Origin of the sequence: Brucella sp. H1_1004 (genome assembly GCF_047308065.1) — a bacterium.
In the GTDB taxonomy this organism is placed as follows: domain Bacteria; phylum Pseudomonadota; class Alphaproteobacteria; order Rhizobiales; family Rhizobiaceae; genus Brucella; species Brucella pseudogrignonensis_B.
In genome coordinates, this window is the sequence record NZ_JAYKZA010000002.1 from 1,466,771 (window position 1) to 1,480,813 (window position 14,043).

The window sequence follows — 14,043 nt, forward strand, 5'->3', positions numbered from 1 at the left end:
TTGAATAGTCGTCCGGGGAAGCTCCTGCGGGCAATTTATTTATGCCCCTGATGTTTCTGACTGTTGAGCCAGATACTTCTCCAGCCAATGGATGTCATAGTCACCATTAGCAATGTCCTGATTGGAAATCAGGTCCTGGAACAGGGGCAGGGTCGTCTTGACGCCATCGACCACGAACTCATCAAGTGCGCGACGCAGACGCATCATGCATTCAACACGGTTGCGGCCATGGACGATCAGCTTGCCGATGAGGCTATCGTAATATGGCGGAATGCGGTAGCCGGAGTAAACGCCCGAATCCACACGGATACCAAGGCCACCCGGTGTATGGTAGTGGGTGATCAGGCCCGGTGAAGGCGTGAAGTTGCGCGGATCTTCAGCATTGATGCGGCATTCAATGGCATGGCCATGGAAGCGAACATCGCTCTGCTTGACGGAAAGGCCGAGACCAGCTGCTACGCGGATCTGCTCGTGAACGAGGTCGATGCCGGTAATAGCTTCAGTGACTGGATGCTCCACCTGAAGACGGGTGTTCATTTCGATGAAATAGAACTCGCCGTTTTCATAGAGAAATTCGATCGTGCCTGCGCCGCGATAGCCCATATCGGCCACAGCATTGGCACAGATCATGCCGATCTTGTCGCGTGCTTCCGCATTCAACGCTGGCGAATTGGCTTCTTCCCAGACCTTCTGGTGACGACGCTGCAACGAGCAGTCGCGTTCGCCAAGATGGATTGCATTGCCGGCACCATCGCCCATGACCTGTACTTCGATGTGACGTGGCTTTTCGAGATATTTCTCGATGTAAACTGCATCATCACCAAAAGCTGCACCCGCTTCGGTACGCGCTGTGGCAAGTGCTACGGCCAGATCATCTTCAGTGCGCGCGACCTTCATACCGCGGCCACCACCACCGGCAGATGCCTTGATGATGACTGGATAGCCGATTTCTTTTGCGATGCGCTTGGCTTCGCCTTCGTCGGTTACGCCACCATCTGAACCGGGAACGACTGGGATGCCGAGGCGCTTAGCGGTGCGCTTGGCTTCAATCTTGTCGCCCATGATACGGATATGCGAAGAAGTTGGTCCGATGAAGGTAATGCCATGTGCTTCAAGAATCTCAGCGAACTTGGCATTCTCGGAAAGGAAACCGTAGCCCGGATGGATTGCATCCGCGCCGGTGATTTCACAGGCGGCAACGATTTGATGAATATTCAGGTAGCTGTCGCGTGATGGAGGCGGTCCAATGCACACGCTTTCGTCAGCAAGACGAACATGCATCGCATCGGCGTCTGCCGTGGAATGAACTGCGACCGTCTTGATGCCCAGTTCTTTACAAGCCCTGAGCACACGAAGAGCGATTTCGCCACGATTGGCTATGAGTATCTTTTGAAACATTGCGCTTTGCTGCCCGTTCATTGAATAAGCCTGAATTCTAAAGCATGTCTCTCAAAAGTGGAAACCGGTTTTGAGATAAAGACATGCTTAAAAACAAAGAGATAGAGCGAGCGTTGAGGATACCATAGGGTGCGACACGCTCTAATGACCCAATGGGTCGTCTTATTCAATGACGACAAGTGGTTCGCCGAATTCAACAGGCGCTGCATCTTCAACCAGAATTGCCTTAACCGTGCCAGCACGTGGAGCGGCGATCTGGTTCATGGTCTTCATAGCTTCGATGATGAGAAGGGTCTGGCCTTCCTTAACCTGTGTGCCAACTTCGATGAAGTTGCGTGCGCCAGGAGCGGGCGCGAGATAGGCCGTGCCGACCATTGGTGAAGGAACCGCATTCTTGCTAAGTTCCGCTTTGGTCGGCTCTGTGGCTACAGCAGCAGTAGCAACAGGTGCAGCGGCAGCAACCGGTGCTGCCTGCATGACAGTTGCCGCTGCCTGAACCGTTACATTGCGCGAAACGCGAATGCGGAGTTCACCATGTTCGACTTCGATATCGGTGAGGTCGGTTTCATTGAGAATGTTCGCGAGATCGCGGATTGTATCTTTATCGATGACGGAAGTTTTGCTGGACATATCAGGCCCCTTTACGCTTACCCGTTGTTTTCTTCTTCTTTGGCAATTGCCGCGAGTGCGCGCAGGCCGAGCAGGTATCCTTCCGCGCCAAAGCCGCAGATAACGCCCTTGGCGACTGCGGAGACATAGGAATGATGCCGGAACGCTTCACGCGCATGAATATTCGACAGATGCACCTCAACAACCGTTACCTTGGCCGAGCGGATCGCATCGTGAATAGCAACCGAAGTATGACTGTAAGCAGCCGGGTTTATCAGGACATAGGCGTTTTTATCGCCTGCTTCCTGAATCCAGCTGACCAGATCACCTTCGTAATTCGTCTGACGAAAATCGACAGTAAGGCCCAGTTGTTCAGATTCGCGTTTGCAGCTCGCTTCGATATCATCGAGCGTTGCCACACCGTAGATGCCCGGCTCGCGCTTCCCAAGAAGATTGAGATTGGGGCCGTTCAGAACAAAAACCGTTTTTACCATGTTCATCCGTTATGGATTACGGGCCTATTACGAAATTTCGATTACACTTCGCATTCCATATAGAGAGGTTAGACGCAAGCTGAAACCCTCTAAATTAATGCTAATGTTACACCACAGCGTTTTTCCCGCTATTCTTTGTGGAATGAATGCAATTTGTGGCAAAAATAGTCACTTATTTGTTTTGGCGAGTGGATCGCGCCCTGAAGAAAAACTGCAGGGCGCGCTCCTAATCGGCTCAGCTTTTATCAGCTGTACGTGCAGCGGCGATTCTTTCGATCAGACCTTCGGCACCGATTGCACCCGGCACCAGATCGTTTCCGATGATGTAAGATGGCGTTCCGGTGATGTTAAGCTTTTGTGCGAGCTGATAGGTCTCCTGGAAAGATTTTGTGATCGCAGGGTCTTTCATCTTCTCGCGAAGCTGGGCTTCATCAGCACCCAGCTTGACTGCGTCAGCGATAGCTGAAGCTTCGGTCGCACGCTCCTGTGCGCCTAAAAGAACTTCATGATACTCGACATATTTTTCCGGCATCAAAGCTTTGAAAGCCTGCGCTACGACATGCGCACGCATCGAGTCTGGTCCGAGGATCGGAAATTCTTTCATCACGAAGCGAACATTCTTATCGTTTTTGAGGATCGCTTCCATGTCGGGCAGGGCGCGTTTGCAATAGCCGCAATTATAATCGAAAAACTCATAAACCGTGACGTCACCGTCTGGATTACCGAACACTGCGTCATGTGCTGGATTGAAAAGCTGATCCTGACTGGAAGCCAGAACCTGCTTCACCTGTTCTTGAGCAGCCTCTGCCTGCTTGCTTTCAAGTGCCGTTTGCACTTCGACCATGATTTCAGGATTCTGTAGCAGGTAATTGCGCACAATGCTTTCAATAGCCTGCTGGGTCATAGTAGGTGCCGCGGCCGCCTCAATCGGGGCAACTGGCGCTGGATGCTTTTCAGTTCCTGCATAATAGCCGAGAGCGAGGGCCCCGACACCAATGACGCCGCCAGTCAATGCGCCCCAAATTACATTCTTCATATAGACCACTTTCTTACGTTCTGAAAAACCGCTCAGACATTCTCAATTGGGATGTCTGGGGATTATTTTTTCTTCGCTTTGGCGTTGATGATGTCTTGCGCACGCAGCCAGTCGGGCGTTCCCCGTTTCATCTGCTTTTGAGCGCGAATAGCAAAAATCTGGGCCTGCTGTAGGTTGCCGGAATAGTAGTTCATGTCCGCTGTTGCAAGATCAGCACGCGCCATATCGCCAGACTGGCCATAAGCCTGTGCGAGATAACCATATCCTCCCGGAAACTCAGGGTCGGCTGCAATCCCTGCTTTTAGCTCCTTGATTGCATTCGGCATATTAGCTTTGGTGCCGGTCAGCATTAAAGCGCGGCCATAGCTCATCCGCAGCAATGGTGACTTACGCGTATCCAATGCAACAGCGCGCTGGAATGCTTTTGCTGCACCTTGAGCGTCGTTTGCCTTAATCAGCACTTCGCCCATCATTTCATGGAAATACGGATTTTTTGGCTGTTCTTTAATCAGCGCTTCGAACTTCGGAATTGCGGAACGCGCCGAGCCGTTCAGGTAAGTTGTGATTGCACTGCCGTAACGCGCAGGCAAGCCACCAGGATTGGCTTTGAACATGCGTTGCAATGCGCCCATATTGTTAGAATAGGCAGCGATCTTAGCACGCGCCATATCATGCCTGAGCTGGAGAGCAGCTGAGTCCGTCTTGTTGTAATTCGGACTCTTTTTTGCGAGTTCTTCCAGATTGGCTATGCGTTCGCGCGGCAAGGGATGGCTAATGCGATACTGATCGATCTGCGTGCCGGAAAGGGAAAGTGCAGAAGCAAAGCGCTGGAATGTATCGAGCATTCCTTTTGTCGATTGGCCAGTTGCATTGAGATAATTCACCGCCAGACGATCCGCAGTGATTTCTTCGGTGCGCTGATAGCTCAACAGGCTGCGCATTGCCATTTCGTTACTACCCATGGCAATGCCGCCGCCTGCACCCGCAGCGCCGCTACTGCCTGATGCAGCACCCGCAACACCGACACCAACGCCAAGCAACATGCCAATAACGGCCATGGTGCGGGCACGGCTTAATTGTTCACGCAAACGATCCTGATGGCCGCCTGCAATGTGACCTGCTTCATGCGCAATTACGCCGATAATTTCATTGGGCGTTTCGGACTGCATGATTGCGCCGGTATTGATGAAAATACGGCGCCCATCAACAAAAGCATTGAAGCTTTGGGAATTGACGAGAATGACGCGGACGCCGCGTCCACCCAAGTTCGCTGCTTTAAGGATTGGTCCAGCATAATCCGCAACAAGCGCTTCAATTTCAGCATCGCGTACAATCGGAACGCCACCACCACGTGACTGAGCTTGTGCAGGTAATACGCCTGTAACGCCGATAGCAAGAGCTGCAAATGCGGCTACGGAACGGCGGATGACGCGGCGGAAAGAAAACGCTTCCATTGGAAAAGTTGCAGACATGCTCCCCATTATGCCTCTCATCCTGCTTAAAAGAAAATGATGCGAATCTTAAAGGTCAAATCTACTTTAAGGGCTTTATCTCAATCTTCATCGCTGTTTTTACCAAAGCCGCTGTTGCTTTACCAATTCGGCGATTATAGGGCGAGGGAGTAACATTGCATTCCCTGCATCTTGGAGACTAAGTTGAATACTCTTTCAAACCGAAGCGCGGTCGAACCGTTTCACGCCATGGATGTTCTGGCGGAGGCCAATCGTCGTCGTGCGGCGGGCCATCCGATAATTTCGATGGCAGTAGGCCAACCAGCAGACCCTGCGCCGCAAATTGTGCGGCTGGCTGCGGAACGCGCCCTGAAAGATGGTCGCATCGGTTACACCGATGCACTTGGTCTTATCGAACTGCGTGAGGCGATTGCTGCACATTATGCGCAGAGCTATGGCGTATCCGTTTCGCCCCAGCGCATTGCGATTACCACAGGCTCGTCGGCTGCGTTTAATCTGGCATTTCTGGTCTATTTCGATCCGGGCGACCGTGTTGCAATCACGCGTCCGGGTTATCCGGCCTATCGCAACATTCTGACGGCGCTTGGCCTTGAAGTGGTTGAAATCGCCAATGAAGGCGGCGCATCGGGCGCGCTGACTGCTCAGGCACTGTCTGTTGCGCACGCCGAAAAGCCGTTGAAAGGCGTGCTTTTTGCAAGCCCGGCCAACCCAACGGGTGCCGTGATCGAAAAATCAGAACTCAAGGCAATCATTGAAACAGCGCAGGAACTCGGCATTCGCGTTATTTCGGATGAAATCTATCACCGCCTTTCTTATGAAGCGGAAGATGTAACTGCTTTGCAGATTTCAGATGACGTGACGATCATCAACTCGTTCTCAAAATATTATTGTATGACTGGTTGGCGCATTGGCTGGATGGTGTTGCCGGAAGCTGATGTGCGGGCAATCGAGTGCCTCGGTCAGAGCCTTTATATTTCGGCGCCTGAACTTTCGCAGCGCGCTGCAATCGAAGCATTCAATGCGACTGCGGAACTAGAGCGCGTGAAAGATCGCTATCGCCAGAACCGCAAAATCCTGCTCGATCACCTTCCAACAATGGGATTGAGCCTTGCAGCGCCAATGGATGGTGCTTTCTACGCCTATTGTGATGTTTCGCGCTTCACCAATGACAGTATGGAATTTGCACGTCAGATGATCGCTGAAACCAATATTGCAGCGACACCGGGACGGGACTTCGATCCGATCGATGGTCATCGAACCATGCGCTTTTCCTATGCGGGCAGCATTGAGGAAATAGAGGAAGTGGTTCGCCGTCTTGAAGCTTGGCTGCCACAGCAAAAGGCCTGACCATAAAACACCAGAGCGCTTCAAACTTTTCGGAGCGCGCTCTAAACTAAAAAGAAAACCGGCGTTTCCGCCGGTTTTCTTATATTCTACATCAGAGTTTGGCTGGGTTTAGAAAAAGCCCTTTTTCTGCCACCAGCCGCCGCGCTTTGGCTTCTGTTCCTCTGTTTCACTGGACGTAACCACAGGCTCGGTGACCTTTTCAGGTTCTGCAACCTTCTTTGGTTCCTCAACAACAGCGACTTCCGCTTCAACTGATACGTCTACCGCTTCTGTCTTAGCAGCTGCTTTACGGGTACGGCGCTTCGGCTTTGCCGCCTCAACCTCTTCCGTAACGACTGCGGCTTCCACCGTTACGTCCTCTTCAGAGGCCTTCTTGCGACCACGTGTCTTGCGCGCAGGCTTGGCTAGTTCTTCGACCGGATCTGCCGCAACAACATCGTCATTCGCAGCTTCTTCGCTCTTTGCAGCCTTGCGACCACGCGGCTTACGTGCTGGCTTTGCTGCTTTTTCGTCTGCTTCAACAACAGCAGTTGGTTCAACTGCAACTGGCGTTTCAACCGTCACGGTTTCGACCGCCACCACTTCGTTGACAACGACTTCAGCAGCCTTTTCCTCAACCCGTGAAGGAATGACTGGCGTATAGCCAACAAACTCTGGATCAGGAACTTTCTTAGCGTGAAAGTCATCCTCGCGACGATTTTTGCGACCACCGCGACGACCACGACGACGCTTCTTGCGACGATCTTCTTCGCTCAGCGAACCGTTGCTTGGCGATGATTTGTCTTCATCATCATCGTCGTCCGAGGCTTCCGAACCGGAATCCGCCTGTGCAGACTGCTCACCACCTTCACGATCGCGACCACCACGACGACGGCGACGCTTACGGCGCTTGCGATCACCTTCTTCGCTGCTTTCTTCGCGAGCAGGTGCCTCGGCGGCGATTTCTTCTTCGGCCTCATCCTCATCCAGCGGAATATCCGGATCGTTCAGATCATCTTCATAGATGATTGGTGCAGCAGGATGAATTGTGATTGGACGCGTCGATGGCGCACCCTTGTCGATGACAAAATGCTGATGGCCCACGCTATCGTCGGCATCAACGCTGATTGCAGCGCCGAAACGGCCTTCAAGCTCTGCCAGCAATTCGCGCTTATTGTTCAGTACGTAAAGCGCCGAAGCAACCGGAGTGCGAACAGTGATGTCATAGCCCGAATGGCGCAGAAGATAATCTTCAATGCCACGAATGATATGCAGCGCCATGGACGAGTCTGAGCGAACATGACCGGTTCCACCACAATGCTGGCACACCTGCATCGTGCTTTCGAGCACCGACGCACGAATGCGTTGACGCGACATTTCGAGAAGGCCGAAATGTGAAATGCGACCAACCTGAATGCGGGCGCGATCGTCTTTCAGACAATCCTTCATCTTCTTTTCGACAGCGCGGTTGTTGCGCTTTTCTTCCATGTCGATGAAGTCGACGACAATAAGACCGGCAAGATCGCGCAAGCGAAGCTGACGCGCGACTTCTTCGGCCGCTTCCAGATTGGTTTGGAGTGCGGTGTCTTCAATCGAATGCTCACGGGTCGAGCGACCCGAGTTGACGTCGATAGCAACCAGAGCCTCGGTCTGGTTGATAATCAGATAACCGCCAGATTTCAGCGTAACCTGCGGCACAAGCATGCGATCCAGCTGTGCTTCCAGACCATAGCGCGTGAAAATCGGAACCTGTTCGCGGTAGGGCTGAACAACCTTGGCATGCGTTGGCATCAGCATACGCATGAACTCTTTTGCTTCACGGTAGCCGGTTTCACCCGCAACGAGAATTTCCGAGATTTCCTTGTTGTAGAGATCACGGATCGAGCGCTTGATCAGACTGCCTTCTTCATAAACGAGCGAAGGAGCCGTTGATTGCAGCGTCAGCGTGCGAACATTTTCCCACATACGCATCAGGTATTCGTAGTCGCGCCTGACTTCCTGCTTTGTGCGATTGGCACCAGCGGTACGCAAGATCACGCCCATGCCCTGCGGCACTTCGAGTTCTTTGACGATATCCTTAAGACGCTTGCGATCCTGAATATTGGTGATTTTGCGCGAAATGCCTCCACCGCGCGCAGTGTTTGGCATCAGCACCGAATAACGACCTGCAAGTGACAAATAGGTCGTAAGAGCCGCGCCTTTATTGCCGCGCTCTTCCTTCACCACCTGAACCAGAATGATCTGGCGGCGCTTAATCACTTCCTGAATGTTGTACTGACGGCGATTGGTGCGAACATGTGATGGAAGCTCTTCCATGGCATCTTCGGAACCAACCGATTCAACCATATCTTCTTCGTTTTCGACTTCGTTGTCGTCACTGTCGCTATCGTTGGCTTCGATAGATTCTGAAACAACATCACCAGCCTGCTTCATCAAAGCGATGGCAGGTGTACCCGCGACGTAATTTACGAATGCCGGACCAACTGGCTCTGCGGCAGGCACTCCGTCTTTAGCAAAGTTACCATGCTGGCCATCGCGACGGCCACGACGACGATGACGGCGCGAACGATCACTGTTCTTTGCTTTTGGTTCGTCGTCTTCGTCCTCATCTTCGGCACGCGCGGCTTTCGCTTCTGCTTCAAGCAGAGCAAGGCGATCAGCAACCGGGATCTGATAATAATCAGGATGAATTTCAGAGAATGCAAGAAAGCCATGGCGATTGCCGCCATATTCCACGAATGCAGCCTGAAGGGATGGTTCGACGCGTGTAACGCGTGCGAGATAGATATTTCCCTTCAGTTGCTTCTTATGTTCCGACTCAAAGTCGAATTCTTCAATTTTGTTCCCGCGCGTCACGATAACGCGCGTCTCCTCCGGGTGGGAGGCATCGATAAGCATTTTGTTGGACATAATTGTCTTTCTTACCGGCGATAAGACGCAAGCCGCGTGCGCCGGACGAAACCCTGAAGGCTGTCGTCCTGGCTGGGGAGCATCTGCCGGATGATAATGGGTTCGTCGGAACAAAAGCTGCTGTGTTTGCGCGCGATGGCCAACTGGCGATCACGGTCTTCAGGCTTGCAATGGTCAGTCTTGCTTGACCCATAGCTGTTCCGTTCGAAACGACCTCATACATGGCCCGAAAAAGCCGGGCCGACCTGTTTGCTCTTTTCAGAGCGCTGGCGACAGCGCGTATCCATGCGCAGTCGGCCGATTAAAAAACGGAGGCGGCGGGGATGCCGTATTCCGCTGAATTCTGTGCGGGCTCGGGGGTAGTGAATACCATACATCACTGTTTTAGCTATCTTTCGTCGCGATCCGTATTGAAAACCGGCAAACGATTCTGACAGCTATTCCGAAGCCTATTTAAGCTTTTATGGCGTCGTTCGCGCTATGACAAGTATGAATATCAGTTGACACCGTGATCGCAATTTTGCCGAAAGGTGATTATAGAACGGGCAATGACCTGTGCTGTTGGTCAAAAGCCGGGATCAAAGCCTTTGTTAACCATAATTCGATACGGTTTGATTGATCAAATGTACGCATCCATATGCTTTGGCCAAAATGGCCAACTTTCGATAAATTCATAATGTTTAGATCGCGAACACCTATGCATTGTCTGAGCCTGCAAAATATTGTTAGAAATAAAATGAACGCGCGAAATATGTTCGTGCTTTTGGCGATGCTATGCGCTGCGTTGTTGCATATCAGTCAGGCGAAGGCCGCCAGCAATGCGCCGCTGTCCGCATTGACCTATCGCATGGCTGGCGATGATTTGCGTATGCGCGTTGTTGTGATGTTTGATCAGGAGCCGAAATTTTCGACACTCCTTTTGGCTAATCCTCATAGGCTGGTTTTTGACCTTCCTGAAACGCGCTTTGGTTTTGATGAAAACAGCCTGGCGGCGAGGGGGATTGTCTCGCGTGTGCGCTATGGTTCTATTGGCAAGAATCGCTCGCGCCTCATTCTGACATTGCGCGGTCCGTTTGATGTTGAAAACGTTCAGGTGATTAAAAACGAAACGACGTCAGGATATCGTCTTGTTGCAGACATCGTGGCGACGTCCGATCAGCAATTTGAAGCGAAGCGTGCGGCACCACACGATGTAACCGGATCGACGAGCCTAAAAGTTGCGTCACCTTCGATCGATAGTGAACCGCGTCCGTTTATCGTGATGATTGATCCTGGGCATGGCGGCATTGATAGCGGTGCAGAAAGCCTGAGCGGTATTAAAGAGAAGGATTTGACGCTCGCATTCGGTGAGGAGTTACGTGATCGTCTCGCTAAAGAAAGCAACATAAAGGTTTTAATGACCCGCGATGATGACACGTTCCTGCGTTTGTCAGAACGGGTGCGTCTTGCGCGACAATATTCAGCTGACCTTTTCATTTCTATCCACGCGGATACGATCAATCAGGGTGATATCCGGGGTGCTACTGTTTATACAATCTCTGACAAGGCATCTGACTCCGTCGCACGCGCGATGGCTGAGCGTGAAAATAAGTCGGATAGCATCGGTGGTGCTGCACCTGAAGAGCTGCCTGAAGTTGCTGATATTCTGCTCGATCTCACACGTCGCGAAACGCATACGTTTTCGCTGAGCTTTGCTGAGAAAGTGATCGGAGCCTTGCAAGGTGAAGTTAACCTGATCAACAATCCGCATCGGTTTGCTGGTTTTCAAGTGCTGCGTGCGCCGGATGTGCCGTCAGTGTTGATCGAGATCGGTTATCTTTCAAATGCGGAAGATGAGAAACTCATCAGTAATCCGCAATGGCGTCGCAAGCTGGCAGATCGCATTGCGACGGCAATAAAGGCGTTTGAATTGCAAAAGCACCCTGGGACTTTGTCGCGAGGTTAAAATAATGTAATGTTTAGTGGGGGTTGATATTTCTCCCCGCTTATAAGATGCATGCATGCAACAGTTTTACGTATTTTTATTGTCGGTACGCGTTTGTATGACTTTAAATCGGTAAAAACTTGGAAATGATCTTGCCTTTGACGCATTTGCTGGTCAGTAACCACCTATTGCCGAAATGGCGCTGATTAACGAGCATGATTGTTAGTTGCTCCCTAATTTTTCGAACGATCTGAAGGCAGGATTCCGCATCTATGGTAAGGCTTATCGGATATTTCTTCGGTATAGGTACAGTTTTCGCGCTCATTGTGGCTGGCGGAGTTGCTGTTTATATCGGGAGTGTAACCAAAGAGTTGCCTGACTACGAAGTGCTCGCAAAATACGAGCCTCCTGTCATGACGCGCGTTCACGCATCTGACGGTAGTCTGATGGCTGAATATGCACGGGAAAGGCGCATGTATCTGCCAATCCAGGCAGTGCCAAATCGTGTAAAAGCTGCCTTTATTTCTGCAGAAGATAAAACCTTCTATGAGCATCATGGTCTTGATTTTGGTGGCCTCGCTCGGGCGGTGGTGACCAATGTGAAGAATATGGGGTCCGGTCGCCGACCCGTTGGCGCTTCGACGATCACACAGCAGGTCGCGAAAAATTTCCTTTTGAGTTCAAATCAGACTTACGATCGCAAAATCAAAGAAGCGATTCTTGCGATGCGTATCGAGCAGGCCTACTCGAAAGACCGCATTTTAGAGCTTTACCTCAATGAAATTTTCTTTGGTCTTGGTTCCTATGGTATCGCTAGCGCTGCACTAACCTATTTCGACAAGTCAGTCGGTGAATTGAGCATTGCGGATGCCGCTTATCTGGCTGCGCTGCCAAAAGGCCCCAACAATTATCACCCATTCCGTTACCCGGATCGCGCGATGGAACGGCGCAACTGGGTTATCGATCGTATGGCTGAGAACGGCTATATTACGACGCAGGAAGCTGATGAAGCTAAGAAGCAGCCGCTTGGTGTAAACCCACGGACGGCAACTCATTATCTCTTTGCTTCTGAATATTTTAGTGAAGAAGTACGCCGTCAGATTATCCAGAAATACGGTGTTGATGCGCTGTATGAAGGTGGCCTGTCTGTTCGTACAACACTTAATCCTACGATGCAGACCGAAGCACGTAAGTCGCTGCAAACTGCTCTTCTGCGCTACGATGAAGCGCGTGGCTGGCGCGGCCCTCTGAAACATGCCGAGCTGGGCAGTGACTGGGCGGCGGCATTTGGCGATATGCAGTCATTTGAAGACGTGCCAGAATGGCAGTTGGCTGTTGTTCTAAATGTATCTGGTGCTGGCGCCGACATTGGTTTGCAGCCTGCTATTGACGGTTCTGGTTTCCGCGGAAAAGAGCGCAAGCGGGGGTTCATTGCTGCTGATGACATGAAGTGGGCGATGCGTGTTACCAATATCGACGGTAAGCGCGGTAGCGCCAAGTCTCCGGAAGGTGTCTTGAAAACCGGAGATATCGTCTATGTGTCCAAAGCTGGTGACGGTGAATCACGTTTCCGTCTGCAGCAGCCTCCAAAGCTTCAGGGCGCAATGGTTGCTATGGATCCGCACACTGGCCGCGTTCTTGCGATGGTTGGCGGATTCTCGTATGGGCAATCGGAGTTTAACCGTGCAACGCAGGCTTATCGTCAGCCTGGCTCTTCATTCAAGCCATTCGTTTATGCAGCGGCACTCGACAATGGCTATACGCCTGCGTCTGTTGTGCTTGATGGACCTCTTGAAGTTAATCAGGGCGGCGCGCTAGGGGTTTGGGCTCCGAAAAACTATTCTGGCAAATTTTCTGGTCCATCGACACTTCGCTACGGCATTGAACAATCGCGTAACGTTATGACCGTTCGTCTTGCGCAAGACATGGGCATGAAGACTGTTGCGGAATATGCTGAGCGGTTCGGTATCTATGACAAGATGTTACCAGTTTTGTCTATGTCGTTGGGTGCTGGTGAAACCACTGTGCTGAGAATGGTGACGGCTTATTCGGTCATCGCGAATGGCGGGCAGAGTATTACACCTTCAATGATTGATCGTATTCAGGATCGTTACGGCAAAACAGTCTTCAAACATGACGGGCGTCAGTGTGAAGGTTGTAATGCGCAGCAATGGTCGGGGCAGGAAGAGCCGACATTGATCGATAATCGTGATCAGGTTCTTGATCCGATGACCGCTTACCAGATTACATCAATGATGGAAGGCGTCGTTCAGCGCGGTACAGCACAGTTGCTAAAGAGCCTCGACCGTCCGCTGGCTGGTAAGACAGGTACGACAAACGACGAAAAAGATGCTTGGTTCGTTGGTTTTACTCCTGATCTCGTTGTTGGCGTCTTCATGGGCTATGACACGCCAACACCACTGGGTCGCGGTGGTACGGGTGGCGGTTTGGCTGCTCCGGTGTTCAAAGACTTTATGACTCAAGCTCTGGCCGGTACGCCAAAAGTCGATTTCCGCGTACCAGAAGGCATGACGTTGATCGCGATTAACCGTAAAACTGGTATGCGTACCAATCAGGGTGATCCAAACCTCATCATGGAGGCTTTTAAGCCGGGAACAGGTCCATCGGATAGCTATTCAGTCATTGGTATGGATCAGTATCGTGAAGGATCGCCGGTTCAGCCGCAATCGCCACAAGCTACTCGAGCAATCAATTCGGGTTCGGGTGGACTTTACTGACCTTGCCCTCTTTACACCGGGTCGCGTGCTAACTATGGTCCGCGGCGCTTGGATGGCTGTTTGCCAATCCTTTTAAAAGTGCGAGGCTTGCTCTGATCGAGCATATGTTCTCTCCACATATATGCAGAATAATTGA

Annotated in this window: 10 protein-coding genes; 4 read left to right on the plus strand and 6 right to left on the minus strand. The window is 51.6% G+C overall.

Translation table 11 applies throughout. The annotated features are described in order from the left end of the window. Nucleotides 1-39: 39 nt before the first annotated feature. The 5 genes from accC to U2P60_RS14490 form a co-directional block, all read right to left on the minus strand. The gene (gene accC, locus U2P60_RS14470) at nucleotides 40-1,398 is read right to left on the minus strand and encodes an acetyl-CoA carboxylase biotin carboxylase subunit (RefSeq protein WP_313828447.1); all 1,359 of its coding nucleotides are present in this window, start codon (nucleotides 1,396-1,398) and stop codon (nucleotides 40-42) included. Nucleotides 1,399-1,560: 162 nt separating this feature from the next. Then, a complete protein-coding gene (gene accB, locus U2P60_RS14475) occupies nucleotides 1,561-2,028 on the minus strand; it encodes an acetyl-CoA carboxylase biotin carboxyl carrier protein (RefSeq protein WP_313828448.1) in 468 nt (155 codons plus the stop codon). Nucleotides 2,029-2,045: 17 nt separating this feature from the next. Continuing rightward, nucleotides 2,046-2,501 (minus strand): type II 3-dehydroquinate dehydratase, encoded by a 456-nt coding sequence (gene aroQ, locus U2P60_RS14480; protein WP_250039758.1) that lies wholly within the window; start codon nucleotides 2,499-2,501, stop codon nucleotides 2,046-2,048. 235 nt (nucleotides 2,502-2,736) lie between these two features. Continuing rightward, entirely contained in the window at nucleotides 2,737-3,537 is an 801-nt protein-coding gene (locus tag U2P60_RS14485; protein ID WP_413573144.1) for a DsbA family protein, read from the minus strand. Nucleotides 3,538-3,599: 62 nt separating this feature from the next. Then, nucleotides 3,600-5,018 (minus strand): M48 family metalloprotease, encoded by a 1,419-nt coding sequence (locus tag U2P60_RS14490; RefSeq protein WP_250039761.1) that lies wholly within the window; start codon nucleotides 5,016-5,018, stop codon nucleotides 3,600-3,602. Between the two features lie 174 nt (nucleotides 5,019-5,192). On the opposite strand from U2P60_RS14490, the gene U2P60_RS14495 reads away from it, so the two are divergent. Next, a complete protein-coding gene (locus U2P60_RS14495; RefSeq protein ID WP_413573145.1) occupies nucleotides 5,193-6,356 on the plus strand; it encodes a pyridoxal phosphate-dependent aminotransferase in 1,164 nt (387 codons plus the stop codon). A gap of 108 nt (nucleotides 6,357-6,464) precedes the next feature. Here U2P60_RS14495 and U2P60_RS14500 read toward each other — a convergent pair whose 3' ends face one another. Next, complete coding sequence (locus tag U2P60_RS14500; protein WP_413573146.1) at nucleotides 6,465-9,245, minus strand: ribonuclease E/G; 2,781 nt, start codon at nucleotides 9,243-9,245, stop codon at nucleotides 6,465-6,467. Between the two features lie 2 nt (nucleotides 9,246-9,247). Between U2P60_RS14500 and U2P60_RS14505 the strand changes: the two genes are divergently transcribed. The 3 genes from U2P60_RS14505 to U2P60_RS14515 all read left to right on the plus strand — a co-directional run bounded on the left by U2P60_RS14505 (nucleotide 9,248) and on the right by U2P60_RS14515 (nucleotide 13,907). After that, nucleotides 9,248-9,433 (plus strand): hypothetical protein, encoded by a 186-nt coding sequence (locus U2P60_RS14505; RefSeq protein ID WP_313828454.1) that lies wholly within the window; start codon nucleotides 9,248-9,250, stop codon nucleotides 9,431-9,433. 581 nt (nucleotides 9,434-10,014) lie between these two features. Further along, entirely contained in the window at nucleotides 10,015-11,190 is a 1,176-nt protein-coding gene (locus tag U2P60_RS14510; RefSeq protein ID WP_413573808.1) for an N-acetylmuramoyl-L-alanine amidase, read from the plus strand. A gap of 251 nt (nucleotides 11,191-11,441) precedes the next feature. Continuing rightward, entirely contained in the window at nucleotides 11,442-13,907 is a 2,466-nt protein-coding gene (locus tag U2P60_RS14515; RefSeq protein ID WP_313828456.1) for a penicillin-binding protein 1A, read from the plus strand. Nucleotides 13,908-14,043 lie beyond the last annotated feature (136 nt).

Excerpts from the sequence above, each read along its gene's own strand:
- U2P60_RS14510 (WP_413573808.1), top strand. The coding sequence starts at position 10,015 with ATGCTATGCGCTGCGTTGTTGCATATCAGTCAGGCGAAGGCCGCCAGC.
- U2P60_RS14490 (WP_250039761.1), bottom strand. The coding sequence starts at position 5,018 with ATGGGGAGCATGTCTGCAACTTTTCCAATGGAAGCGTTTTCTTTCCGC.
- U2P60_RS14485 (WP_413573144.1), bottom strand. The coding sequence starts at position 3,537 with ATGAAGAATGTAATTTGGGGCGCATTGACTGGCGGCGTCATTGGTGTC.
- accC (WP_313828447.1), bottom strand. The coding sequence starts at position 1,398 with ATGTTTCAAAAGATACTCATAGCCAATCGTGGCGAAATCGCTCTTCGT.
- accB (WP_313828448.1), bottom strand. The coding sequence starts at position 2,028 with ATGTCCAGCAAAACTTCCGTCATCGATAAAGATACAATCCGCGATCTC.
- U2P60_RS14515 (WP_313828456.1), top strand. The coding sequence starts at position 11,442 with ATGGTAAGGCTTATCGGATATTTCTTCGGTATAGGTACAGTTTTCGCG.
- aroQ (WP_250039758.1), bottom strand. The coding sequence starts at position 2,501 with ATGGTAAAAACGGTTTTTGTTCTGAACGGCCCCAATCTCAATCTTCTT.
- U2P60_RS14500 (WP_413573146.1), bottom strand. The coding sequence starts at position 9,245 with ATGTCCAACAAAATGCTTATCGATGCCTCCCACCCGGAGGAGACGCGC.